This window comes from Sorangium sp. So ce394 (genome assembly GCF_051474665.1).
GTDB lineage: Bacteria > Myxococcota_A > Polyangia > Polyangiales > Polyangiaceae > Sorangium > Sorangium cellulosum_D.
In genome coordinates, this window is sequence record NZ_CP150339.1 from 3482435 (window position 1) to 3505606 (window position 23172).

Here is a 23172-nt window from a genome sequence, read left to right on the forward strand (position 1 = left end):
GAGACGATCGATGAAGAGATTTCGCTTAATTGCTGCTTCCGTTCCGTTCGCGCTCGCGCTGGCGCTTCACCCCTCGGCCTCGAGCGCGGCTGACACGCTGCCGTTCCAGGACCCCGGTCTGCCGATCGAGGTCCGCGTCCACGACCTCCTCGGCCGGCTCACGCTCGACGAGAAGCTCTCGCTCTTGCATCAGTTCCAGCCTGCCATTCCGCGGCTCGGCATTCCGGACTTCAAGGCCGGCACCGAGGCATTGCATGGAGTGGGCTGGTCGACCGATCGCGACAACGGCGGCGCCGTCGTGACGGCGACCGGCACGGTGTTCCCGCAGGCGATCGGCCTGGCGACGACCTGGAACCCGGAACTCATCCTGCGGGTCGGCGAGGCTGTCGGCGACGAGGTTCGCGGCTATCACGCGCTCGCCCCGCGCGTCTGGGGTCTGCAGGTATGGGCGCCCGTGGTCAACCTCCTGCGCGACCCGCGCTGGGGGCGCAACGAGGAGGGCTATTCCGAGGACCCGCTCCTCTCCGGCGCGATCGCCACCGCCTACGGGCGCGGCCTCGAGGGGGACGACCCGCTCTACCTGAAGACCGCGCCGGTCATCAAGCACTTCCTCGCCAACAACAACGAGATCCGCCGTGACACCACGTCGTCGAACCTGCGCCCGCGCGTGAAGCACGAGTATGACGAGCTGGCCTTCAAGATGCCCATCGCCGCCGACGCCGTGACCGGCGTCATGACCTCGTATAACCTGGTCAACGGCAGGCCCGCCACCGTCAACCCCGATGTCGGCGACGTCGTGCGGAGCTGGACGCAGAAGACGCTCTACAACGTGTCCGACGCCTGGGCCCCCTCCAACCTGACCAGCTCGCAGCGGTACTTCGCCACGAGCGAGGAGGCCTTCGCGGCGACGCTCCTGGCCGGCGTGGACAGCTTCACCGTCGACAACAACGACAGCGCGCCTACGATCGAGATCCTCCGCTCGGCGCTCGCGCAAGGGCTCCTCGCCGAGGAGGACATCGACGCCTCCGTCGAGCACGTCCTCTCCGTCCGCCTCCGGCTCGGCGATTTCGATCCGGAGGGGGGCCCCTATGCCGGCATCGGGCCCGACGTCATCGACAGCCCGGCGCACCGCCAGCTGGCCCGCCGGGCCGCCGACGAGGCCATGGTGCTGCTCGAGAACAAGCGTCGCCTCCTGCCGCTGGACCCGTCGGCCACGCGGCGGATCGCGGTCGTCGGGCCGCTCGCGGACACGCTCTACACGGACTGGTACTCCGGGGCGCTCCCGTACCGGGTCACGCCCCTGGACGGCATCCGCGAGCGGCTCGGCGGCGCCACGGTCCTCTCCAGCGAGGGCGTGGACCGGATCGTGCTGCGCGACGTCGCGAGCGGCCGTTACGTGACCGCCGGCGCGGACGACGACGGGGACATCCTCCGCGTCAGCGCGGCCAGCGCGGGTCCCACCGAGGAGTTCGACGTGTTCGACTGGGGGCAGGGCATCGTCACGTTGCGGAGCGCGGCCAACGGCAAGGTGGTCGACCGCTTCAACTTCGGCGCCAACTTCGCGAACCGCGCCGCCCAGCCGTACGACTGGTTCGTCCAGCAGCAGTTCGTCCTCGAGCCGCAGGGCGACGGCACGCACGTCATCCGCTACGCCGGCTATGAGAAGGCGTTCGACTGGGCCGGCCCCGAGGTCTACCTGACCATCGCCGAGGACGGCGCGCTCGCCCTGACCGCGACCGAGGCGGCCGACGCGGCGCGCTTCGAGGTCGACGTGGTCCGGAGCGGCGTCGACGAAGCCGTGCGCGCGGCGACAGGCGCCGATGCCGCCGTGGTCGTCGTCGGCAGCATGCCGTTCATCAACGGGCGGGAGGATCATGACCGCACGACGATGGCGCTGGCCGAGGGGCAGTCCGCGCTGGTACGGGCGGTGCTCGCCGCCAATCCGCGCACCATCGTCGTGCTGGAGACCAGCTATCCGATGACCATCCCGTGGGAGAAGTCGCACGTGCCCGCCATCCTGTGGACGACCCACGCGGGCCAGGAGACCGGCCATGCCATCTCCGACGTCCTCTTCGGCGACCACAACCCTGCCGGGCGGCTGACCCAGACCTGGTATCGCTCGGCGGACGACCTGCCGGACATCCTCGAGTACGACATCATCAAGGCCCGGAGGACGTATCTCTACTTCGACGGCGATCCGCTCTATCCGTTCGGGTACGGGCTGTCGTACTCGACCTTCGGGTACGACAACCTCCAGCTGAGCGCCCGGTCGGTGCAGGCCGGCGACACGATCTCGGTGCGCGTCGACGTCACGAACAGGAGCCTGCGGGCCGGCGACGAGGTCGTTCAGCTCTACAGCCGCCAGCCGTCGTCGCGCGATCCGCAGCCCGCCAAGCAGCTGCGGGCGTTCCGGCGGGTCCACCTCGCGCCGGGCGAGAAGCGGACGGTCGACCTCGATTTCGCGGCCTCCGACCTCGCCCACTGGGACGTGACCCGGGGCCGCTGGGTCCTCGAGGCGGCCGGCGTCGAGCTGATGGTCGGCTCGTCTTCGGCGGACATCCGAAAGCGCACGACCGTGCGCGTGCGCGGCGAGCACATCCCGGCGCGCGACCTCGCCCGCGAGACGCGGGCGGTCGACTTCGACGACTACGCCGGCGTCGAGCTCGTCGACGAGAGCATGGAGTGGGGCGACGCCGTGGGCGCAACCGCGGGCGACTGGATCCGCTTCTCCGATGTGGAGCTGGGCAGCGGCGCCAGCCACTTCAGCGGCGGGTTCGCCCGCGCCGAGGCGGGCGACGCGCTCGTCGAGATCCGGCTCGACGATCCGGTCCGCGGCAAGCGGGTCGGGACCGCCGTCGTGCCGAGCACGGGGGACGTGTACGCCTACGTCACCGCGACCGCCGAGCTCGACGGCGCTTATGGGCGACGCGACGTCTACCTCGTGTTCCGTGGCGCCGCCCGCCTGTCGACGTTCGCGATCGACTGAGGGCGGTCCGCCCAGCGCAGCGTCGGGCGCGGCCGTCTCGTCTTCCTCATTGTCAGATCGCTCCTGGCTCCGGCGTATCTCTGGAGGTAGGCCGCTGTTCCATCATCCAGAGGAAGGAGCTCCATGAAGTGCCATCGCGACGTACTCGCCCTCTTTTGTGCCGCCTTGGGCGCAGCTGCCGCAGGCTCCGTACCTGCGCAGGCCCAAGCCTCCGACGAGTTGCTGGCGGATCCGGCCTCGCAGCATGTGCCGATGCTCGCATTGGAAGAAAATGACGGCTGCCAGGGGTGTCACGCGAATGACCACGACGGCGATTTCTGGAACGCCCATGGCTGGGGTGCGGTGGAGGAGGGACGGCTCCCGGTCGGCCGGCACGGGCGCCAGACCCTCGTCGTCCGCCCGGGTCAGTCGATCCAGAACGCCATCGACCAGGCGGCCGACGGGGCCAGGATCCTCATCCTGCCAGGCGTGTACCGGGAGACCGCCGACGCGACCAACGGCCTGATCATCAACAAGAGCGGCATCTCGCTCATCGGGCTGAACAGGCCGACGGAGCGCGTCGTCCTCGAGAACGCCGGCAGCCAGCGCAACGGGATCGTCGTCGTGCCCAGCGAGCGCAACGACTGCATGGGCTGCCACGAGAGCATGGCGCCGCCGTTCGCGCTCAAGCCCGGCATCGACAGCGCCATGACCGAGAGCGAGCCGGTCCTGTACGACGTCGAGATCCGGGGCATCACCATCCGCGACTTCTCCAACAACGGCCTGTTCACGGAGCGCGTCGACGGCTTCCGGATCGTGGACGTCCACTCGGACAACAACAAGAATTACGGGATCTTTCCCACGCGATCGCGCAACGGGCTGATCGCGCTGAGCAAGGCCACGGGGGCCAACGACAGCGGCATCTGGATCGAGACCTCCGAGCGCGTCCTGGCCACGCACAACCTGGTCGAGGACAACACCAACGGCTTCGAAGCGTCGAACAGCGACGATATCGATCTGCTCTACAACGTGGTCAGGGACAACTCCGTGGGGATCTCGGTCCTGCTGCTGCCGGGCATCTTCGACGTCCGAGCGGGCGCCAAGCGGATCAACGCTCGCGGCAACTACGTGTACGACAACAACAGGCCGAACACGGCGCGGCCGGGGAGCATCCTCGCGTCCGTCCCGCCCGGGTCGGGCATCCTCTATGTCGGCGTGGACGAGTCGGAGATCTCGGGCAACCACGTCTTCGGCAACGATCTCACGGGCATCGCCATCGCTGACTACTGTGTGCTGGTCAGCGGCGCTCCGGGCCGCGATTGCCAGGCGGATCCGTCCCTCAGCGTTCCTTACCTGCTGGACCAGGACGCCCGCGACAATTACGTGGCAGGCAACACGGCGACGGACAACGGCCTGAACCCAGGGCCGCCCGCCGAGAACCCTTTCTCCTTCGTCGCGAGCGACCTGACGCTGCTCACCCTGCCGGACACGCACGGCAACTGCTTTGAAGACAACACGTTCGACACGTTCTTCTCGCTGATCGGGCTGTCCGCTCCGCCCGGCTGCGACTAGCAGGCTGTTGGCCTCGCCCCTCGGGACGTTCGGCCCAGCGTTTCGGTCTTGCGGCGCAGCGCCGATCCGTGAGACTTTCCGTGGGGGAGATCGCCAAAGGCGACGATCGGGACAGACCTGGCCCGGCGGCTTCGGTCGAGCCATCGACGGAGGGTTGTCCGGGCGGGCGTGAGCGAGGGAACCGCCCGAAGGACGTGCGCGCGAAGGAGGAAGACATGGCGAGAGAGCGCACGCAGCGAGCCGCGACCGTCGGCGTCGCCGAGCACGGCAACGCGGCGGTGCTCGTCACTGTCGCGCCCGGCGGGGAGCTCCTCGATCGCCGGCGCGTCGACCTCACCGATCCCGGTCTGCCGACGCACCCGCATCACCACGAAGGGTCGTGGGCGGTCGGCCGTTACCTCGACAGCCCGTGGGCGCGGCCGATCGCGCTCGCCGACGCCGTGGCGCTCGTCGACCGCGTGCGCGAGTCCGCCGCGCGCGGCGCGCGCCAGGGCCTCGAGGCGCTGGCCGCAGCGGTGCCCGCGCCGATCGCGAGCATCGCGATCCGCGTGTGCCCCGCGCTCCCGCCGACGACCGAGGAGCGGATCGCCGACAATCGCGCGCAGACCGTCGCCGACTCCGTCATGTACCGCGAGGCCCTCGCGGCCGCCGCCGAGGCGCGCGGCTGGTCCGTGCATTGGTACGACCGCGAGCGCGTGTTTCGCGAAGCGGCGGCGGCGCTCGGCCTCGAGGACGCCGACGCTTTCCTGCACGCGATGGGTCGATCCATCGGGCCGCCGTGGCAAGCGAAGCACAAGCTCGCGGCGGCCGCGGCGCTCGCGGCACAAGCCTTCAGCCCGCGGCCAGCCCGCAAGGTCGACCCGGATGCCCCGTGATCTGTCGCCCAGACTTGCGGCGATCGTGGACGCCCTGCCGTTGAGGCCGGGGCTTCGTGTCCTGGAGATTGGTTGCGGCCCAGGCGTCGCGGCGCGCGCCGTCGCCAGGCGGATCGGCGAGGGGCATGTTCTGGCGATCGACCGCTCGGCCAAGGCGATCGCACAGGCGATGGCGGGATCGGCGGCCGAGCTGGCCTCTGGCCATCTAAGCTTTCGCCATGTGGCGATCGAGGAATTCGAGCTGGAGGAGGGGGAGGGGCCTTATGACATTGCGTTCGCTGTTCGGGTTGGCGCGCTCGACGGCCGCCACCCGGAGGCTGGGCATATCGCCAGGCAGCGGATTCGCAGAGCCTTGCGCGAGGGGGGCCGCCTTTACATCGATGGAGGCGATCCGCTTCGTGAGGTCTCCCTCGACGAGTAGTCGAGAACGCCGATCTCGGCGATCGAGCGAGGATTGAACCTCCGCGACGCCGAGACATGGTTCTCTCGTCCATCCTCGTCGGCGCCGGGTAGGGCAGACGCCGGACAGGCGCTTCAGCGAGAGACCTCGATTTCATAGCGGGCGAGCTGCTCCCTGAACTCCCCCGGGAGCGCGAGCGACCACGCGGCCTCGCCGAGGCACTGGCGCACCGCCGCGGCGTGCCTCCCCGCGAGCCTGACCGCGGGGACGTCGACCACCTCGTCCACCGTGGTCTCGAGCGTGACACGCGCGCTCTTCGGACCCGGCGGGCAGCCGCCGAACGCCTTTTGCAGCGCGGCGCGGAGGTACGCGCGATGGTCGAACGCGCTCCCGCTCCCCGTCGGGCCGCCGTGGCCAAGGCCGCGCCGGAGCCCCTCGTGGGTGCTGGCGCCTCTTCCCGTGCCGCCTCCCAGGCTCACGGCCCTGGGACGCTTTCCGGGCGCGCTCGCGACGTAGCTCGTCACGGGCGAGACGGCGCCGCCGCGGAAGGCGAGGGCGGCCATCTCCGGCTCGGTGAGCGACTCGAGGAGCTCGGAGCCGAACACGAGCGCGGACCAGAGCCGGCCGTGCGCCGGGTCCGGCGTGAACACGCGCCGCACGGGCCGCGCCCAGAGCTCGCCGGTCAGCACCGCCCGCGCGGCCCGGCCGCGGTGGAGGCGAAGCAGCTCCAGGCCGTCGCCCTCGGGCAGCTGCTCGCCGAAGGCGACCTGCGAAAGGCCGGCTCCGGGCAATCGCACGTCCAGGCGGTCGATGCGGAGCGGGCGAACCCACTCCTCGTAAACGCGGCGCATGGCGCCGGCGTCGCCGGGCCTGGCGCTCGCGCGCGCCGTCCAGACGAGCCCCCCGGTCGCGCGCACCGGGGCGGCGAAGGGGTGCTCGTTGCGCGTGAGGCCCGGCGCGCCCTCGCCGATGACGCCGACGTGCACGAGCGCGCCGCTCTTGAGGATCGCGCCGAGGCGGCGGGGTGTGAGCGCGGAGCGGGTGCGGAGATCGGTGAGCGCGAGGATGCGGCGCGGGAGGCCCACGGGCGTCGCGGCGAGCAGGGCGTCCGCGCGGGCGAGGGCGTCGTCGAGGCGGCTGCCGTTGCGCCGGGGGAGGACGAGCGTGCCGAGGTCGGCGGCGGCGCGGGCGGCGGGGACGAAGCGGCCGTGGCGCGGGCGGACCTCGCGGTCGAAGGTGAGGACCTCGACGAGGGAGCCGTCGAGATGGGAGAGATAAGCCCGGGCGGCGGCGAGGGCCGCGGCGCCGTCGCGCTCGGGGAGCGAGCGCGAGGCGTCGAGGAGGACGACGACGCGGGCGTTGCGCGGCGGCTCGGAGAGGCGGAGCGGAGCGTCGATGCGGAGCGCGACGAGCTCGCGGCCGCTGCCGAGGAGCGAGGAGGAGAAGGCGCCGTCGAGCGCGAGCGAGGGGCGCGGGGCGAGGGCGAGATCGGTCTCGTCCTGCGCGAGCTGGAAGGTGGCGCCGGGGGAGATGGGCTTCCCGTCGAGGAACAGGCGATCTCCGGGGCGCGCCGCGGAGACCACGACGGTGGCGGCGAGGGTCTCGGTCCCCACGCGCGGCAAGGTGAGGTGATGGCGGCCCTCGCGGTAGGCCGTGGGCATGCGGAGGGTGTACTCGACGGTCCTGGGCTGGCCGGGCGCGCACGGGAAGGCGTGGAGCGCGAGGAAGCCTTGCGAGCGCCACGAGAGGAGCGCCGTATCCTTGGGAGAGAAGCCCTCGACCCCGGGGAGATTCATGTACTTCGCGGCGGCGGCCTCGGCCTCCATGAGGTCCGCGCGGCGCCACGACGGTCGTCCGCCCTTGAGCCCGAGCGAGGCGAGCCCGGTGGCGACCGCGCCTTGCGGTATGTTGAGCAGGAAGAGCGCCTGATCGCGGCGCGGGCCGCCGTTATGGACGGTGCGCTGGACGACGAGCTCGGCGTGCCCGCGGTCGAGGCGGAGCGCGATGCGGTGCTCCTTCTCGACGAGCGCGTTCGTCTCGGTGCCCTCGACGCTGTCGCGGCCATCGGCCCGGGCGCTCGCGGCGGCGAGCAGCAGCGCGGCGCCGGCGAGGACGGCGCCGGCGAGGCGAGGGGAGGCGGTCGGCGCGGCCGCGGGCGCCGGCCGGACGGCAGGGCGGCGGGAGCGCGAACGGGGGCGGACGGGGGGCATGCGAGGGGAGCGACAGTACATCGATGCGACGGTTCCCGCGCGGGGGGCGGACAGGGCGTGCCTCGGGAGGCGCTCCGCCGCCGGGACCGGAGCGCCGGAGATGCCGGCCGCACCGCCCCGAGCCTCTGTTCGACGCGTCCGCGCGGTGGGGCCTGTGAAGACCGCAGGGTCTACGGAAACTCGCGCACCTTGACCGCGCGTGTCGTGCCCGGGTAGGCGTCGTTGTAGTGCTCCACCCCATAAAGCAGGATCTCGCCGTCTGGATCCACATAGATCCCGGCCCCTGCGTCGAACGCGCAGTAGCGCTTGTTGCCCGTGGCCGAGCTGCTGCACGACATGTGTCGGCTGGCCACCTTGGTGAAGCTAGGCACGAAGGTCTCGCCGAGGTCCACACGCCACAGGTCGACCCAGTCCTCGTCATACCATTTGTTCCTGTGCGTGCCGGCGACGAAGAGCTGACCGTCGCACTGGGTCACGAGCTGCAGGCCCTGATAATCCGCGCCGCCAAAGGGCGTCGAGGCGCTCGCCTGAGACACCCAGGTGGAGGTCGAGCTGCCGAAGTAGGGCATCGCCGCCTCCGAGGACACGAACACCTCGACGTCGTCCGAGTCGTGGCCAAAGACGAGCGCGAGGTAGCGGCCCGAGGAGAGCAGCGTGAGGCTCGCCGCTCCCGCGTTGACCGTCTGACCGCGCGCTCGCAAGACCAGCGGGCTCCACTGGGGGTTCGAGGGGGTCGACACCCTGGCGACGCGAAAGCCCGCCGTCGCCTGATCGTCGCTCTTCTCGAACGGCACGATGACGTAATCGCCGTTCACCTGAAGGCCGCCCGAGTGATCGTACGGCATCCCTGAGTCGTCGGGCTGGTAGCGCACGATCGCGTCGCTGCAGGACGGGAGCCGGGAGGGAGAAGCGTTCCGACCCAAGAGCCACGGGTTGTTGCTCAGCGATCCGAGGCGCACGACCTCGAAGCCCGGGCGCGCGCCCCCCTGAACCGAGGTCGTCACCAGGAGATAGTTGTAGTCACGCGCGAGCCGCTGGATGCCCTGGTGATGAATGAGCCCGGCGCCCGTCGTGGGCGCATATGCGCTGCAGGCGTCGCTGCCGCTGCGATAGGCCATGACATAGTTCGGGTCATAGAGCGCGTTGATGCTGCTGGCGGCATCGTTCACGCAGCGGTTCGTATAGGGGTTCGCGTGGTCCGTGTGGGCCCAGCCCCAGTGGGAGCTCAGCCCCTCGTAGGCCACGCCAATTTCGTCGAGCGCTGGCTCGGCCGTGCTCTCCTCCGTCCCACAGGCGACGAGAGACAGTACGCCCGCTGCTGCAGCAGCGAGCTGCCAGATCCTGGATTGGAGACTGCGTTCATCAATCTTCATGGAGTCCTCGGCGAGAGAGATGTACCGGGCATGCAAGCAAGTCGGTTGACGTTCATCTGATTTGTGTTTTTACGTGTTGCAGCGCTCATGCCAGGGCGCAGCGCGCGGCGTCGACCAGCGGTTTCTACGAGGCGTCGACCCCGATCAGCCCCGGCGAGCAAGCCGATGGCGCGCCTCCGTTGAGCTCCAGCGCTCCTCGGCTTCGCGCGACGAGCCACCCCTGCGCGGGTTGAGCAACAACGGCGCAACGGGCTCGCGGCCACCGCGGCTCGGCTGAATGCGTGCCGCGCGACCGTTTCAACCTGAAACGACGGCATTCACGTCGCCGGCCGATTCGTCCGCGAGGGCGTTGCGTGGGGGCCCGGGCGCTCGCTACACTCAGACGTGAGGGGGGACGATGCTGCACCACGCAAGACTCGCGCGCGCGAAGGACCCGCCGACGCCTTCGACGGTCTTCCGCAAGGCCGCCGCGCCCGCGCGGCCCTTCGCGGCGCGGGCGGCCGGCCCGGTGACGCAACCCGACGACGCCCTTCGGTCGCTCGGCCCCGCGGCGCAGCCCGATCAGGGCGCCCTGTCGCCAGGTGTCGGGCCGGCGGCGGCCGGGCTTTCGGGCCCGGGCAGGCCGCTTCCCGACAGCGTGCGCTCGCACTTCGAGCAGCGCTTCGGCCACGACTTCAGCCGCATCCGCGTGCACGCCGACGCGCGGGCCGACGCCTCGGCGCGCGCGCTCGACGCGCGGGCGTTCACCGTGGGGCACGACATCGCGTTCCGCCGCGGCGAGTACGCCCCCGACTCGCTGGCGGGGCGCAAGCTGCTCGCCCACGAGCTGACGCACGTCGTGCAGCAGGGCGCGGGTGTACGGTCCGCCGGACGCGTCAGCGAGCCGGGCGACGCGGCCGAGCGCGAGGCAGACCGCGCGGCCGAGGCGGTCAGCGCCGGGAGGCATGCGGGGCCGATCGGCGCGGCGCCTTCGGCGATCGCGCGGCAGCCGGCGCCCAAGCAGGGCCCGACGTACATCGACGTCGAGATCATCAGCGGCCCTACCGACTACCCACAGTGGGTCGATCGCTCGATCACCGCCGCCGGGTACACCATCTGGCTCAACGGCTTCATGCTCTACGTCGGCAACATGACGCCCGGCGGCCCGGGCATCAAAGTACCCGAATCGGACGTCGACTTCACCATCGACCGCGCGACGCCCATCAACAAGACCATTTACCAGAGCCACGCCGAGGCGAAGGCCGCGGTCGCCGCGGCGCCCAAGCCGGCCGACGGATCGCACCCCTTCGCGTACTACTGGGGGGCGGGCGGGCTGATCATCGCGCCCACCACGATCTGCCGGGGGTCGGCGCCGAAGACCACCGAGACCATGTGGCAGGCGCGTGTCAACTATGCCAACTACGTGCAGCACGCGCTCGCGGGCGTGGCCTTGGGCATGGTCGCCGGCAAAATCCTCGGCGGCGCCTATAGCTGGGCCCGCGGGGGCGGCGGGGGCAACCTCAAGCTGCCGAGGCGCTCGTCCGACGTGAAGTCGGGGGGGGGCGACCAGAGCAAGCCGCCGGCGAAGGTCGACCCGACGGTGAAGCCGCCGAAGGTCGAGGCGCCGAAGGTCGAGACGCCAAAGGTCGAGGCGCCGAAGGTCGAGACGCCGAAGGTCGAGGCGCCGAAGGTCGAAACGCCGAAGGTCGAAACGCCGAAGACGACGCCGGCCGCGAAGGCGCCCGCCGCGCAGACGGGACCGCAGACGGGCCCCGACCTTTTCAAGCAGACGGCCCAGGCGCCCGGCGGGCAGGCCGAAAAGGCCAAGTACTTCGAGACTCACGCCGCGGAGCTCAAGCAGCGGACCGGCTGGACGGCGGACTACACCGGCCAGACGCCCGACGGCGCGCGCGTTTATCACGGCGAGGCGCAATCGAAGGCGCTCGTCATCACGTCGGACGGGCGCGTCATGACCGGGACATGGGGCAAGCACGTGAGTCTCAAGTTCAGCCCCTCGGGGCCCCAGCTTGTCTGCGATTGGAGCTTGCCGGGATGGAAGCAATGGTGACGGACGACCTCGGTGCGCTGGAGGCCGGCCTCCGGTCGGAGGGGTTTCTCGACCGCGAGGTCGCGGCCACGAAGCTCGTCGCCGCCGGCCGCGACGGGGCCCGGGTGCTGGTGCAGGTTGCGACCGATCGAGGCGCGCCGCAGGCGGTGCGCGTCACAGCCCTGCGCCACCTGCCGGCCGACGAAGGGGCAACCGACGCGCTGCGTACGCTGCTCGGCGACGCGCTGCCGGTGCTCCGGGTCGTGGCGCTCGACAAGGTCGAGCAGGCGCGCGCTGCGGCCCTCGCGCCGCTCGTCGAGGCGCTGACGCGCGACCCCGCCACGTTCTGCGACCTCGACGAAGAGATCTCCGTGGCGGACGTCGCTGCGCGCGTGCTCGCGTCGCTCTCGTCTCGGGAGTAGTCCGCGACGTCGCGCCGGCGCGCGACCCCCCGGGGCCTGCTGTCATCGGTCGCGGGTCCGTCCTCTCGAAGGTGCCGCCGCCGTTGTCGGCGATCGGGCCGTACGCGTCGACGGTCATGACGATCGCGGTGCCCGCGAGCACGCTATGAAAACCGCCGCTGTTTCCGGCGGCCGCTCGTCATCGACCGGTGTTTCTGGCGGGATTTCCGGCGGGCTGAGCTACGGATAGCTGACCGTGATCTCGGCGAGGAACGTCCTGCCGTTCTGCCGGCTCGTGGACGAGAGGTAGGTCTCCGCGGCCGGGTAGTCGTACCGCGTGTCCATCGCGTTGTAGAGGCCGAGCACGTAGCGCGTGTGAAAGCGCTGGAGCTCGCCGGACACCGTGAGATCCGCGACGATGGCGCCCCGGGTCTCGCCGCCCGCGCTGCGGGAGATCCGCCGGGGCGCCTCCAGGTTGATCCGCAGCCCGGCGGCGGCGAGCCGCTCCACCACCGGGACGACGCCGCGGAACGACGCGAGGTGCTCCGGGGCGTTGATGAGGCGCCCTCCGCCCCCTCGCTGGGCGCGCTGGTAGCCGTACATCGCCGCGAGCATCCAGCCTTGCCGCCACTCGCGGCGGAGCTCGACGTCGCCCCCCACGACGAACGCGCCTCGCTTGCTGTTCGCGTAGCGCTGCAGCCCGTCGTGGTCCTCGAGGGAGATCCCGCCCGACAGCAGGCTCGCGTGGACGGCGCCGAGCGCGATCCAGGCGTCGCCGATGCGCTGCGTGTACTCGACCTCGGCGGAATGGAGGGACTCCGGCTCGAGCGTGAGGCCCGCCGTGGGGTCGACGGCGGGCACCTGCGTCTCGCCGTCCTCGTAGTACTGCTCGGAGACGCTCGGCGCGCGGAATGCGCTCCCGCCCATGATCTTCAGCACGCCTCCGGGCGCTGGCCGGAAGATGACCGCGGCGCGCGGGACGAAGATGGGCCCGAACGTGCTGTAGACGTCCAGGCGCGCGCCCGCCGAGAAGCGCACCCAGGGCGCGGGCGAGCCGTCGAGGATGAGGTAGCCGGCGCCGAAGCCGAACGGCTCGCGCTTCGTGCGGATGCGCCCGTCCGCGAAGACGCCGCGCAGCGTCGCCTCGGGGTGCCCCTGGACCTCGCCGCCCCCGGTGACCCGGAGCCCGGCGAGCGGCGTCCACGCCGCCCGGAGCTCGGCGCCCAGCCAGGTGCCGTGCTGCTGCTCGAAGACCGTCGCCTCGTCGAACCGGTAAACCCCGCGCCAGACGAAGCGGTTCACGTGGCCGCGCGCCATGAGCTGCAGGTCGGGCGCGGGCCGCGGCTCGTAGCGCACCTCGGCCATCATGTGCGCGTCGTCGTAGGTCGTCCCCAGGTCGTTGAGCCGCGTGCCCACGTAACCCGTCGGGATGCGCTGCTCGCGCGTGTGGTACATCCACTGCGCCGTGAACGGCCCGTACCAGGCGCGCCCGGAGGTGCCGCCGGCCCGGAAGGTCTCCGCGCGCTCGGCGATCGGCACGGGCGGGCCGCCCCGGGGGTCGCGCAGGGCGACCGGCACGTCGAACCCGTCGGAGCGGGCGCCGGTGACGCTCGCCCGCACGCCCGCGTCCGGGCCAGCGTTGACGTGGAACCCGGCGCGCGCGTGGGCCACGCCGTCGTAGTAGGTGCCGGCCGCCACGTGCGCGCCCGTGGGCTCGTCGCGGCCGCGCGGCACGAGGTTGACGATGCCGGAGAGGGCGCCCGTGCCGTAGAGCAGCGAGCCCGGGCCGCGGACGACCTCGATGTGGTCCACGTCGTGGAGGTCGTCGCGCGCGTCCGAGCCCACGAACGAGGCGTTGAGGACGTTGTCGTTCGTCGAGTGCCCGTCGGAGAGGACGAGGAGCCGGTTGCCGTAGTCGAGCGGCTCGCCGAGCCCGCGGATGCCGGCCGAGTAGACAACGTGGTCGTTCGAGAGGTAGACGCCGCGCGTGCCGCGCAGCGCCTCGGCGATGGTCGGGTACCCGAAGGCGCGCAGCTCCTGCTGCTCGATGACGCTGATGGAGGCGGGCGCGTCCTCGACCCGCTCGAGGACGCGCGAGGCCGACGACACCTCGCGGATCGGCTCCAGCGTGAGATCGCGCAGCGCCGCCTGCTGGCCGGCCGCGACCTCGATCGTCCGCTCGACGGGCGCGAAGCCGCGCAGGCTGACGCGCACCCGGCGCCGGCCCACGGGGACGCCCTGGATGACCGACGGCGTGAAGCCCATCGGCCGGCCGTCGATCTCGACGAGGGCGTCGGGCTCGCTGGCGCGCACGAGGATCGAGCCCGTGAGCGGGCTGAGCGTCGCCGTGATCGGCACGGTCTCGTGCGCGGCGACGGTCAGCGGCTGCGGCGCCGCCTGGTAGCCGGCGCGCGAGAAATAGAGCACGTGGCGGCCCGGCGGCAGGTCGAGGTCGCAGGGCGCGGCGCAGGCGGGCGGCGCGCCCTCGTTGTCGACGTGGACCGTGGCCTCGCTCGCGCCGCGCACGTCCACCCGGACCGTGCCCACGATGCGGCGGAGCACGATGAGCACCTCCTTGGTCTGCCCGAGCTTCACCGCGGTGTCCTCGACCGCCACGGGCTCGTAGCCCGGGAGCTCGACGAGGATCCGGTAGCGGCCCTCGGCCAGGGCGAGCCGGCGCGGCGCCGTGCCGCGGGCGCCGAGGTCCTTGCGATCGACGTAGATCGTGGCCCCCGGCGGCGACGTGACGATCTGCAGCACGGCGACGCGCGGCGCGATCCGCTCGAGCGCGGCCTGCGCCTCGGCGACGATCTCCGGGTCGGTCTCGCCCGCGAGCGCGTCGTCGTAGTACCGGTGCGCGTCCGCGAAGCGGCCCAGCTCCTCGTAGGTGAGCGCGATGTTGAAGACGACGTTGCGGTTCGGCACGAGCCGGTTGGACGCGAGGAAATGCTCGAGGGCCGCGCGGAACTGCCCCTTCTTGTAGCTGTCGCGGCCGAGCTCGAAGTGGAGGTCGGCCTCGTCGGCCTGGCCCTCGCCGTCGGCGCGGGCGGCGGGGGCGTGGAGCAGCACGCCCGCGAGGAGGGGAAGCGCCGCGAGGCAAGACCGGCGAGCGCGCCGCCGAGAGCGCGCGCGCGTGCTCGAGGGCGCGCTCGGCATGCCGCTAGTCCCGCCCGCCAGGGATCCGGAGGGAGATTTCAACGCAAAGGCGCAAAGGCGCAAAGGCGCAAGAAGAACAAAATCTGTGCATTTTCGCGTCTTTACGCTCTTTGCGTTGATCTCTCTTCGCTCGCGAGGCAGAGCCCTGGCGGGGTTGCTGACCCGCGCCGCTAGCGGTGCTCGCGCAGGCGCACCGCCCTCGTCGCCGGCGCGTCGCCGCCGGCCGCCGGCTCGCCGCCGGTCGCGGTCGCCGCCGGCTCGCCGCCGGCCGCTGGCGGCGCCGGCGCCGCCAGCACGGCGCGCGGGCGCGCGGGCCGCGCCGAGCTCGACGGCGCGAGCGCGGCGCCGGCCGCGGCGAAGCCGCTCGCCGCGGCGGCCACGGCCGCCGCAGGGGGCGTGAGGATCGCGGACGGCGGGAGGGGCGAGGCCTCGGGCGTCTCGTCCGCCGCGGGCATCGCCGCCGGCTCGTCCCGGCCCGGCGCGCCCCGCGAGGCCGCCTCGCCGGCGGGCGGCGCGCCCGGGACCTGTGCCGCCCCGCGCCCCAGCCACGCGAGCGCCGCCGCGCCCCCGAGGAGCACGGCGAGCGCCGCCGCCGCGGGCAAGGCCGCGCTGCGCCGGCCGCGGCGCCCGCGGGCGTCCCCCGCGGGATCGCGCTCGTGCCGCTCGGGCGGCGCCGCCGTCGGCGCGAGCGGCTCGCCGAGGTGCGACGCCACCGCGGCCGACGCGACGCCGGGGGAGGCGTAGGGGGGCGGCACGGACGCCGCGATCGTCACCGCGGGCGACGGGCCCGCCGCGGGCGGCACGGACGCCGCGATCGTCACCGCGGGCGGCGCGCCCGCCGCGGGCGGCACGGACGCCGCGATCGTCACCGCGGGCGGCGGGTCGACCGCGGACGGCTGCGTGGGCGGCGCCGACCCCTGCGCCCGCTCGGCCACGACGCACCACGACCCCGGCGCGGCGCCGCGCGACCCGGTCAGGGTCGGGGCATCCTCATCGACCACCCTCGGGCGGTCCGGCGGCGGCGGCGCGTCCACGGTCTCGTTCCCCATGGCCCTGCGCAGGATGCGCGCCGCCGTCAGCCGCGCGCGCTCCGACCCCAGCGGCTCGAGCAGCGACACCAGCTCGGCGACCGTCTGCGGGCGGCGCGCTGGGTCCTTCTCCAGGCACATCAGGAGGATGTACTCGAGCTCGACCGGGATCTCGGGCCGGTACGCGCGCGGCGGCACGGGTGGGTCTGTCACGATGCTGACGAACAGCGCCGAGACGGCCTCGTTCTCGAACGGCAGCCGCCCGGTCAGGAGCTGATAGAGCGTCATGCCGAGCGCCCAGATGTCGCTGCGGGCGTCCACGGTCCGGGTGTTGCGGATGTGCTCCGGCGACATGTAGCGGGGAGAGCCGAGCACCACGGAAGAGGCGGTCAGCTTGGCGTTCAGGCCGAGCGCGCCGGCCTCCGACGCCTTCGAGATGCCGAAATCGAGCACCTTGATCAGGGTCGAGCCGTCCGCGCGGCTCGCCAGGAACAGGTTGCCCGGCTTGAGGTCGCGGTGGACGATCCCGAGCGCGTGCGCCTCGGCGAGGGCGTCGCAGGCCTCGATCACGTAGCTCACCGCCTGCTCGACCGGCAGCGGGCCCCGCGTCTCCACGAGCGCCTCCAGATCGATGCCATTCAGGTGCTCCATCACGAAGTAGGGCAGCTCCTCGTCGGTCTGCCCCACGTCGATGACGCGCGCGATGTGCTCGCTGGCGATGGCCGCCGCGGCCTGCGCCTCGCGGAAGAAGCGCTCGAGCGCGCCCGGCGTGGCGCGCCCCTCGGGGAGCAGGAACTTCAGCGCGACGCGGTGGCGGAGCGAGACGTGGTGCGCCGAGACGACGAGCCCCATGCCGCCGCGCCCGAGCACCCGCTCCACGCGGTACTTGCCGCCGATGATGTCCCCGACCCGGGGAATCCTGCGCGACGGAGCCGGTTCCACCGCTTCCCAGCCTGCTTGGGCCATCGACCGATGAGTATACACCAGCACCCCCGGGGCCCCGGCAGAATCCTCGCCCTCGACGTCACCCACGCCGGCCGCGCCGGCCGCGTGTGCGACACGCCCGCTTCCAGCCCCACCTGCGGTGTGCGACGCGCTGCGCGCGGGCCGCCGCGCACCGCCCGCGACGATCCGGATCTCGGCATGTCCGCGCGGCCACGAGCGCCGCGCCTGGCTTCGCCTGGAGGATGGGCGCGGCGCGTTGCTATGCTGTCGGTCGGTCACCCCACGAGTCACCCCACGAGTCACCCCACGAGGTCTCATCGTGTACGATTTCACCGTGACAGGCCCGCTCGTCGGCGGGGCGCTCATCGGCCTCAGCGCGTCGCTCCTCCTCTTGTTCAACGGGAGGGTCGCCGGCATCAGCGGCATCTTCGGAGGGCTCCTCTTCCGCGAGCGGGGCGACACCGCCTGGCGCGCGGCGTTCGTCGTGGGCCTCCTCCTCGGCGGCCTCGCCCTCGCCGCCGCGCATCCCGCCGCCTTTCCGCCGGCGGGCGGCGGCCGCTCGCTCGGCCTCCTGGTCGCCGCCGGGCTGCTCGTCGGCCTCGGCGCGCGGCTCGGCAACGGGTGCACGAGCGGCCATGGCGTCTGCGGCCTCAGCCGCCTGTCGCTCCGCTCTCTCGTCGCCACCATGACGTTCATGGCGACCGCGGCCGCCACCGTTTACGTCAGCCTTCATGGGCTCGGAGCGGCGCGATGAAGCAGATCGCGCTCGCGCTGCTCGCCGGCGCGCTGTTCGCCGTGGGGCTCGGCGTCTCCGGCATGACCCAGCCGTCCAAGGTCGTCGGCTTCCTCGACGTCGCCGGCGGCTGGGACCCGAGCCTCGCGTTCGTGATGGCGGGCGCGATCTCGGTGCACTTCCTCGCCTATCGCCTCCTTCGCCGGCAGCAGCGCGCCGCCCCCGAGGGCGCCCCCCGCTTTCCCCTCCTGGCCGATCGCCTGTCCCTGCCGACCCGCACCGGGGTCGACGCGCGCCTGCTCGGCGGCGCCGCGATCTTCGGCGTCGGCTGGGGGCTGGCCGGCTATTGCCCCGGGCCGGCGCTCGTCTCGCTCGCGACCGGCTCCGGCGCCGTCCTCGCCTTTGTCCTGGCAATGGCGGCGGGCATGACGATCGCGCATTTCGCCGCCGCGCCGAGGAGCGCGCCGGCGGACGCGGCGACGGCGGGCCGCACAGCGCGCGACCCGTGACCCGTCGCGCCCGGGCACGGTGGCGCGCGCTCCGGGCAATGTGTCTTGCGGCGCACGCCCCCGCGATGTAATGCTCCTCTCCCAATGCTTGATGCTGGCCGCGGTCCGCCGCGGGCTGGTGGACGAGCATCATCGGCCTTTACCAACGCTGGGAGAGCGAGCCATGAAGCTTTCATTCCGCCCCTTTCTGGGGGCGACGGTTTCCCTTTGTCTGTTATCCGCCTGCGTCGAGCACGTCGACTCGACCGAGCTCGAGTCCGCCGAGGCCGCCGCCGAGACCGACGCCGAGGCGGCCCTCGAGGCGGCGAGCGACGAGCAGCCCTTCGAGGTCTGGGCCGTCGACCAGTCCGACACGAACGGGCTGACGTACGGCGGCACGCTCTACATTTACGATGGACAGGCGCTCTCGACCGGCCGCGGGGTCACGCCGGCCGTCGCGGAGGTCATCGACCTCGGGGGCGACACCGCGTCGCTGTGCTTCGACCAGACCGGCGCCAATCCGGTCCGGCCGCACATGCTCTTCTTCAATGCCACGCGCACCCACGCGGTGCTGTCCTTCGTGGCGAGCGGCCACGTCGTGATCTTCGACGCCGCGACCCGCGCGCCGGTCGCGTGCCTCCGCGCGTCGCAGGGCGCGGACGGGGCGCGGCAGGCGCACGCCGCGGTGCCGGCGCCGGACGACTCGTACATCCTGGTGGCCAACCAGAACGGCAAGCTGCTCGAGCGCATCTCCACCGATTACGCCACGGGCACCTTCGCGTGGGATCCCGCCGCGAAGCTCAACCTGGCCACGTGCGTCGCGCCGAGCGGCGATCCCTGCCAGTTCCCGGGCATCCGGCCCGACAACGCGCCCATTTGCCCGATCATCGACCAGGCGGGCGCCCATGGCTTCATCACGCTGCGCGGAGGGGGCCTGTTCGTCGTCGACCCTGCGGCGACGCCGATCCAGATCGTGGGCGAGTACAACGTCGGCGCCGTGCACGGGAACGGGTGCGGCGGCGTCGAGGCCGGCGGCTCGATGTTCATCAACTCCGGCGGGGGGACGGCGGCGAACCTCGATCAGTTCGACGTGTACCGATTCCCGCTCGCCGGTTATGCGCCGACGAACCCGGTCAACACCCCGGCGCCCCAGGTGGTGTTCACCGACGGCTCCGCGGACCGCGACGCCCACGGCATGCTGCTGACGAAGCGCGGCCGCACCATCTGGGCGCTGGACCGGATCCAGGGCGTGGCCGAGGTCTTCAACGTCAACACGAACGCGCACGTGGCCACCGTCGACCTGAAGGGCCCGCTGTCGAGCGACCCTGCGCCGGACCTCATGGACCTGTCGCCGTCGGGCAACCGCATCTTCGTGACCCTGCGCGGCCCGACGCCGCTGAGCGGCGATCCGCACGCGTCGGTGGGCAGCACGCCCGGGGTCGGCGTGGTCCAGGTCACCCGCGGCGGCAAGCGCGGCAAGCTCAAGCGCATCACGCCGATCACCAACATCGACGCCGGCGGCGTGCAGCGGGCGGACCCGCACGCGATCCGGGTGCGCCTGCTCTGAGCGCGCCGCGGCGGGGGAGGCGAGGGGCCGCTCGCGCCGGCCGGGGCGTCCCCGGCAGCGCGGCGCGGCCACGCCTCAGACCCGCTCGCCGTAGAGGATCGAGACCGCCGCCATCTCCAGCATCAGCTCCTTGAGGATGAGCTGGTCGGTGGACTTCTCGGCCTCCACGTCGAAGGCGAGGTCGCGCAGCTCGTGATGGGCGAGGGCGAGGCCCAGCTGCTCGGCGATGGCGAAGGCGCCCATGGCGTCGAGGTTGAGCATGAGCAGGTGGTGCAGGTTCGACGGCCGCGGGTCCGGCGCCCTCGGGATCGGCCTCTTCGAATCCATCCACCTATCTGCCTCCCTCACCGCTTCGTCACGCGCCAGATCACGCCCGTATGGGCGTAGGCGACCACGTAGCTGCGCGTCGCCGTGTTGTTGCCAAAGTCGAGCACATAGAGGCTCTTGCCGTCAGGGCTGAACGCGCAATCCACGGGCCGCTCGATTCCACCGCTGCCTGGGGTGCCGGACGCGGGACCGGGGGCCCGGTTTCGCAGGAAGGTAGTAGGGTAAGGGTAGGCGCGGGTCGCGCGCCCAGACGGTGTTGCCGGTGAGCGTGACGTCCTGGCCCGGCACGTCGTGCGCGTGGGGGTGTTTGGCGAGGTCCACGGTGAAGCCCTCGGGCACCACGACGCCCTGCAAGCCCACGGAGCCCTGGCCGACATACATCCTCCCGTCGTGCGGCCCGAAGACCGGCCCCCCGGGCTCGTGCCAGCCGCCCGAGGGGATCCCGTCCACGAGCACGACACGCTCCCTGGTCCGCAGGTCATGGCGCGTGATCCGCATGGGGTAGCCGCCCTTGAGCGAGACGTAGAGATGGCCGTCGCGGACCGCCATGCCGTGGGGACCGCCCAGGTCCTCCACCGCGAAGACCTCCGGGGCCCGTCCCGGGGCCATGCGCCAGATGCGCGGTGTCATATAAGGCCGGGTGGGCCAGGTGCTGCCGCCTTCGGCGAAGAAGAGCGTGCCGTCCTCGTCGAAGCAGAGGGCGCAGGGGAAGGAGAGGCCCGCCACGACGGGCTCCACCTCGTAGCCCTCCGGGGCCCAGACATCCGCCGCGTCCACGCGGCGGCGCACGGGCGTGGGCAGGTCCTTCAGCGCCTCCATCGAGACGCGCTTCATCTGCGGCTGCATCGAGTCCCCCCGTCGCGTCCGGCCCCCTCCCACGGGGGTCGGCGGAACGAACGTGGCGCATTCGAGACGGCCGTCGAGGGGGATCTGCGCTCTCCACGCGCCCGACGGGCAGCGGTCGTGGATGCGCTGGTTTGCCCGAAGGACGTCGAGCGCAGGACGTCGACGCGCTGCCGGAGCCTCGCCGCTCGCCAGCGCCCGCGGGCTCTGCCGAGATCGCCCGCGCGCGGCGGTCGCGCGCCGAAGCGTCCCGGAGGTCTCCGGCGAGGCGCGAGCGAGCGGCGGCGGCGAGCGGCGCCCGGCCCGGGGGCGGGTGGCAATTGACTTTCGGATCGCGTTTGGATTTCCTGGCCCCGCGATGGAAAGCATGGTCGAGGCCGCGGTGAAGACCTACATCGACGCGGCGAGCGAGCGGGACCCAGAAAAGCGGGCAGCGATGCTCGAGGCGTGCTTTGCGCCCGACGGGCGCGTCGTCTCACGCAGCCGCGAGATCCGAGGGCGAGCAGCGGTCGCCGACGAAATCGCGAAGCTGCTCGCGGATCCGCTGCTGGTGCGGGTCCGCATGCTCAGCGTCATCGACGCGGGGAACACCACGTTTCGGTTCCGTTCGGTCGTCGAGCGTAGTAATGGCGAGAATTTCGAGTTCTTCGACGCGGGTGAGGTAGACGCTACGGGTCGCATCTCGCTCGTGCTCACGTTCGCCGGCCCTCTACGTGAAGCTGCTGACCGCTTGGAACTCGTGGGCCCATGGGCCGCATCCGGGTAAACCGAGCGGCGTTGATGGGCGCTGCGGCGACGGCGCTGATGCACCTGCCATTCTTGCGCGGATATGGCTACTTCCGCGATGAGCTCTATTATCTGGCCTGCGCTCGGGAGCTCGACTTCGGCTACGTCGACCATCCGCCGCTCTCGATTGCGCTGCTCTGGCTCGTGCGCCGCACGCTGGGCGAATCGGTGGCGGCCCTGCGGTGGGTGCCCGCGCTGGCGCACGCGCTCACGGTAGCGATCGCGGCGTGTACGGCGCGCACGCTGGGGGGCGGGCGCGCGGCGCAGGCGATCGCCATGCTGGCGACCGCGCTCGCGCCCGTGGTCCTGGGCCTCAGCTCATTTTACTCGATGAACGCGCTGGATCTGGCGCTCTGGGGCGCCAGCACCTTGTTCTTCGTACGCGTGCTTCAAGAGGACGACTCGAAGTCTTGGGTGGCGCTCGGGGCGACGCTCGGGCTCGCGCTGCTCAACAAGCTCGGCGCGCTCTGGTTGATGGCGGGCATGGGCGGCGGTCTCCTGTTGGCGCGCCGCGATCTGCTGCGGACACGCGCGCCTTGGCTAACGCTGCTGGGCGCGCTGGCGTGCGGCGTTCCGTACCTGCTCTGGCAGATGAAGCACGGCTGGCCCACGGCCGCGTTCTTGCGAGGGGCCACCCAGTCGAAGATGGCGGAGGTGTCCTGGGCTGGCTTCCTGCTCGGGCAAATCGAGATGATGCATCCGCTTTTTGCGCCGATCTGGCTGGCCGGGCTCGGCTATCTCTGGATCGCTTCACGCGGTCGGCTGCGTCCGGTGGCCATCGCGTATCTGGCGATCTTTGCGCTGCTCGCCCTGAGCGGAAAGAGCCGCGCGAGCTACCTGGCTCCGTATTACACGGTGTTGCTCGCGGCGGGCTCGGTCGCCGTCGACGGCCTCCGTCGACGCTGTGTGAAGCCGCTGGTCATCGTCGCGGTCGCGCTCGGCGGGGTCGCGACGGCGCCTCTGGCGTTGCCGATCTTGCCGGTGCACCGCTATCTGGCGTACGCGAGAGCTCTTGGCGTCGCCCCGGCCACCGAAGAAAAGAAGCACGTGGAGGCGCTCCCGCAGCTGTACGCGGACATGCACGGCTGGGACGCGGTGGTCGCGGCGGTCGCCCGAGCTTACGCCACGCTCGAGCCCGAAGAGCGCCCGCAGGCCGGCATCTTCACGGCCAACTACGGCGAGGCCGGCGCCGTCGACCTCCTGGGGCCGAGCCGAGGCTTGCCGCGGGCCATCAGCGGTCACAACAATTATGGGCTTTGGGGGCCGCGCGGCGTGCGCGGAAATGTGCTTTTGGTCGTCGTCTCTCCGCGCGATCGAGGGCGGCTCGATGCGCTCTTTGAAGAGGTCACGCCGGTCACTCCATTGAGCTGCGGGTTGTGCATGCCTTATGAGGCGGAGTCCTGGGTGTACCGCTGCCGGAAGCCCCGCGTGTCCCTGGCCGCAGCTTGGCCGAGGCTGATCCACTACGATTGAGCGG

18 protein-coding genes are annotated in these 23172 nt (G+C 72.0%); 11 read left to right on the forward strand and 7 right to left on the reverse strand.

The features are described 5' to 3' along the window. Positions 1-10 precede the first annotated feature (10 nt). From WMF33_RS13035 to WMF33_RS13050, 4 genes are all read left to right on the forward strand, one after another. Positions 11-2986, forward strand: a complete 2976-nt coding sequence (locus tag WMF33_RS13035) for a glycoside hydrolase family 3 C-terminal domain-containing protein (protein ID WP_437337432.1) — start codon at positions 11-13, stop codon at positions 2984-2986. Between the two features lie 252 nt (positions 2987-3238). Beyond that, positions 3239-4537 (forward strand): right-handed parallel beta-helix repeat-containing protein, encoded by a 1299-nt coding sequence (locus tag WMF33_RS13040; RefSeq protein ID WP_437337433.1) that lies wholly within the window; start codon positions 3239-3241, stop codon positions 4535-4537. Between the two features lie 215 nt (positions 4538-4752). Then, positions 4753-5412, forward strand: coding sequence for a hypothetical protein (locus WMF33_RS13045; RefSeq protein WP_437337434.1), 660 nt, complete (start codon positions 4753-4755; stop codon positions 5410-5412). Continuing rightward, positions 5402-5833, forward strand: a complete 432-nt coding sequence (locus WMF33_RS13050; RefSeq protein WP_437337435.1) for a class I SAM-dependent methyltransferase — start codon at positions 5402-5404, stop codon at positions 5831-5833. The genes WMF33_RS13045 and WMF33_RS13050 overlap by 11 nt, the downstream gene beginning before the upstream one ends. Before the next feature lie 113 nt (positions 5834-5946). On the opposite strand, the gene WMF33_RS13055 is transcribed toward WMF33_RS13050, so the two are convergent. Both WMF33_RS13055 and WMF33_RS13060 read right to left on the reverse strand, forming a co-directional pair. After that, positions 5947-8022 (reverse strand): hypothetical protein, encoded by a 2076-nt coding sequence (locus WMF33_RS13055; protein ID WP_437337436.1) that lies wholly within the window; start codon positions 8020-8022, stop codon positions 5947-5949. Between the two features lie 170 nt (positions 8023-8192). Continuing rightward, a complete protein-coding gene (locus tag WMF33_RS13060) occupies positions 8193-9266 on the reverse strand; it encodes a hypothetical protein (RefSeq protein ID WP_437337437.1) in 1074 nt (357 codons plus the stop codon). 526 nt (positions 9267-9792) lie between these two features. Here WMF33_RS13060 and WMF33_RS13065 point away from each other — a divergent pair. Both WMF33_RS13065 and WMF33_RS13070 read left to right on the forward strand, forming a co-directional pair. Next, complete coding sequence (locus WMF33_RS13065; RefSeq protein WP_437337438.1) at positions 9793-11442, forward strand: eCIS core domain-containing protein; 1650 nt, start codon at positions 9793-9795, stop codon at positions 11440-11442. Beyond that, positions 11427-11843, forward strand: coding sequence for a hypothetical protein (locus WMF33_RS13070; protein ID WP_437337439.1), 417 nt, complete (start codon positions 11427-11429; stop codon positions 11841-11843). The genes WMF33_RS13065 and WMF33_RS13070 overlap by 16 nt, the downstream gene beginning before the upstream one ends. Before the next feature lie 219 nt (positions 11844-12062). Here WMF33_RS13070 and WMF33_RS13075 read toward each other — a convergent pair whose 3' ends face one another. Together WMF33_RS13075 and WMF33_RS13080 are read right to left on the reverse strand one after the other, a co-directional pair. Then, positions 12063-14891 carry a TonB-dependent receptor domain-containing protein gene (locus WMF33_RS13075; RefSeq protein ID WP_437337440.1) on the reverse strand — a complete coding sequence of 943 codons (2829 nt, stop codon included), beginning with the start codon at positions 14889-14891 and terminating at the stop codon, positions 12063-12065. Between the two features lie 257 nt (positions 14892-15148). Then, positions 15149-16972, reverse strand: coding sequence for a protein kinase domain-containing protein (locus WMF33_RS13080; RefSeq protein WP_437337441.1), 1824 nt, complete (start codon positions 16970-16972; stop codon positions 15149-15151). A gap of 298 nt (positions 16973-17270) precedes the next feature. Between WMF33_RS13080 and WMF33_RS13085 the strand changes: the two genes are divergently transcribed. From WMF33_RS13085 to WMF33_RS13095, 3 genes are all read left to right on the forward strand, one after another. Continuing rightward, the gene (locus WMF33_RS13085) at positions 17271-17705 is read left to right on the forward strand and encodes a YeeE/YedE family protein (protein WP_437337442.1); all 435 of its coding nucleotides are present in this window, start codon (positions 17271-17273) and stop codon (positions 17703-17705) included. Then, positions 17702-18193: a DUF6691 family protein gene (locus WMF33_RS13090; RefSeq protein WP_437337443.1), complete on the forward strand. Its 492-nt coding sequence runs from the start codon at positions 17702-17704 to the stop codon at positions 18191-18193. The genes WMF33_RS13085 and WMF33_RS13090 overlap by 4 nt, the downstream gene beginning before the upstream one ends. 163 nt (positions 18194-18356) lie before the next feature. Beyond that, positions 18357-19739: a hypothetical protein gene (locus WMF33_RS13095; protein WP_437337444.1), complete on the forward strand. Its 1383-nt coding sequence runs from the start codon at positions 18357-18359 to the stop codon at positions 19737-19739. A gap of 75 nt (positions 19740-19814) precedes the next feature. Here the strand turns inward: WMF33_RS13095 and WMF33_RS13100 are convergent, their stop codons facing one another. From WMF33_RS13100 to WMF33_RS13110, 3 genes are read right to left on the reverse strand one after another with little or no spacing between them, the layout of a single operon-like run. Continuing rightward, entirely contained in the window at positions 19815-20066 is a 252-nt protein-coding gene (locus WMF33_RS13100) for a hypothetical protein (protein WP_437337445.1), read from the reverse strand. Positions 20067-20083: 17 nt separating this feature from the next. After that, a complete protein-coding gene (locus WMF33_RS13105; RefSeq protein ID WP_437337446.1) occupies positions 20084-20212 on the reverse strand; it encodes a hypothetical protein in 129 nt (42 codons plus the stop codon). Then, on the reverse strand, positions 20190-20900 hold the full coding sequence (locus WMF33_RS13110) for a hypothetical protein (protein WP_437337447.1): 711 nt from the start codon (positions 20898-20900) through the stop codon (positions 20190-20192). Before WMF33_RS13110 ends, WMF33_RS13105 begins: the two co-directional genes overlap by 23 nt. 367 nt (positions 20901-21267) lie before the next feature. Between WMF33_RS13110 and WMF33_RS13115 the strand changes: the two genes are divergently transcribed. Beyond that, on the forward strand, positions 21268-21675 hold the full coding sequence (locus WMF33_RS13115) for a nuclear transport factor 2 family protein (protein ID WP_437337448.1): 408 nt from the start codon (positions 21268-21270) through the stop codon (positions 21673-21675). Next, positions 21657-23168, forward strand: coding sequence for an ArnT family glycosyltransferase (locus WMF33_RS13120; protein WP_437337449.1), 1512 nt, complete (start codon positions 21657-21659; stop codon positions 23166-23168). The genes WMF33_RS13115 and WMF33_RS13120 overlap by 19 nt, the downstream gene beginning before the upstream one ends. The last annotated feature ends 4 nt before the right edge of the window (positions 23169-23172 follow it).

What these genes read in the sequence shown, in the direction of transcription:
- WMF33_RS13045 (WP_437337434.1), top strand. Translation starts at nt 4,753, where the DNA reads ATGGCGAGAGAGCGCACGCAGCGAGCCGCGACCGTCGGCGTCGCCGAG.
- WMF33_RS13080 (WP_437337441.1), bottom strand. Translation starts at nt 16,972, where the DNA reads ATGGCCCAAGCAGGCTGGGAAGCGGTGGAACCGGCTCCGTCGCGCAGG.
- WMF33_RS13035 (WP_437337432.1), top strand. Translation starts at nt 11, where the DNA reads ATGAAGAGATTTCGCTTAATTGCTGCTTCCGTTCCGTTCGCGCTCGCG.
- WMF33_RS13115 (WP_437337448.1), top strand. Translation starts at nt 21,268, where the DNA reads ATGGAAAGCATGGTCGAGGCCGCGGTGAAGACCTACATCGACGCGGCG.
- WMF33_RS13050 (WP_437337435.1), top strand. Translation starts at nt 5,402, where the DNA reads ATGCCCCGTGATCTGTCGCCCAGACTTGCGGCGATCGTGGACGCCCTG.
- WMF33_RS13095 (WP_437337444.1), top strand. Translation starts at nt 18,357, where the DNA reads ATGAAGCTTTCATTCCGCCCCTTTCTGGGGGCGACGGTTTCCCTTTGT.
- WMF33_RS13055 (WP_437337436.1), bottom strand. Translation starts at nt 8,022, where the DNA reads ATGCCCCCCGTCCGCCCCCGTTCGCGCTCCCGCCGCCCTGCCGTCCGG.
- WMF33_RS13100 (WP_437337445.1), bottom strand. Translation starts at nt 20,066, where the DNA reads ATGGATTCGAAGAGGCCGATCCCGAGGGCGCCGGACCCGCGGCCGTCG.
- WMF33_RS13120 (WP_437337449.1), top strand. Translation starts at nt 21,657, where the DNA reads ATGGGCCGCATCCGGGTAAACCGAGCGGCGTTGATGGGCGCTGCGGCG.
- WMF33_RS13090 (WP_437337443.1), top strand. Translation starts at nt 17,702, where the DNA reads ATGAAGCAGATCGCGCTCGCGCTGCTCGCCGGCGCGCTGTTCGCCGTG.
- WMF33_RS13110 (WP_437337447.1), bottom strand. Translation starts at nt 20,900, where the DNA reads ATGAAGCGCGTCTCGATGGAGGCGCTGAAGGACCTGCCCACGCCCGTG.
- WMF33_RS13040 (WP_437337433.1), top strand. Translation starts at nt 3,239, where the DNA reads ATGCTCGCATTGGAAGAAAATGACGGCTGCCAGGGGTGTCACGCGAAT.
- WMF33_RS13065 (WP_437337438.1), top strand. Translation starts at nt 9,793, where the DNA reads ATGCTGCACCACGCAAGACTCGCGCGCGCGAAGGACCCGCCGACGCCT.
- WMF33_RS13070 (WP_437337439.1), top strand. Translation starts at nt 11,427, where the DNA reads ATGGAAGCAATGGTGACGGACGACCTCGGTGCGCTGGAGGCCGGCCTC.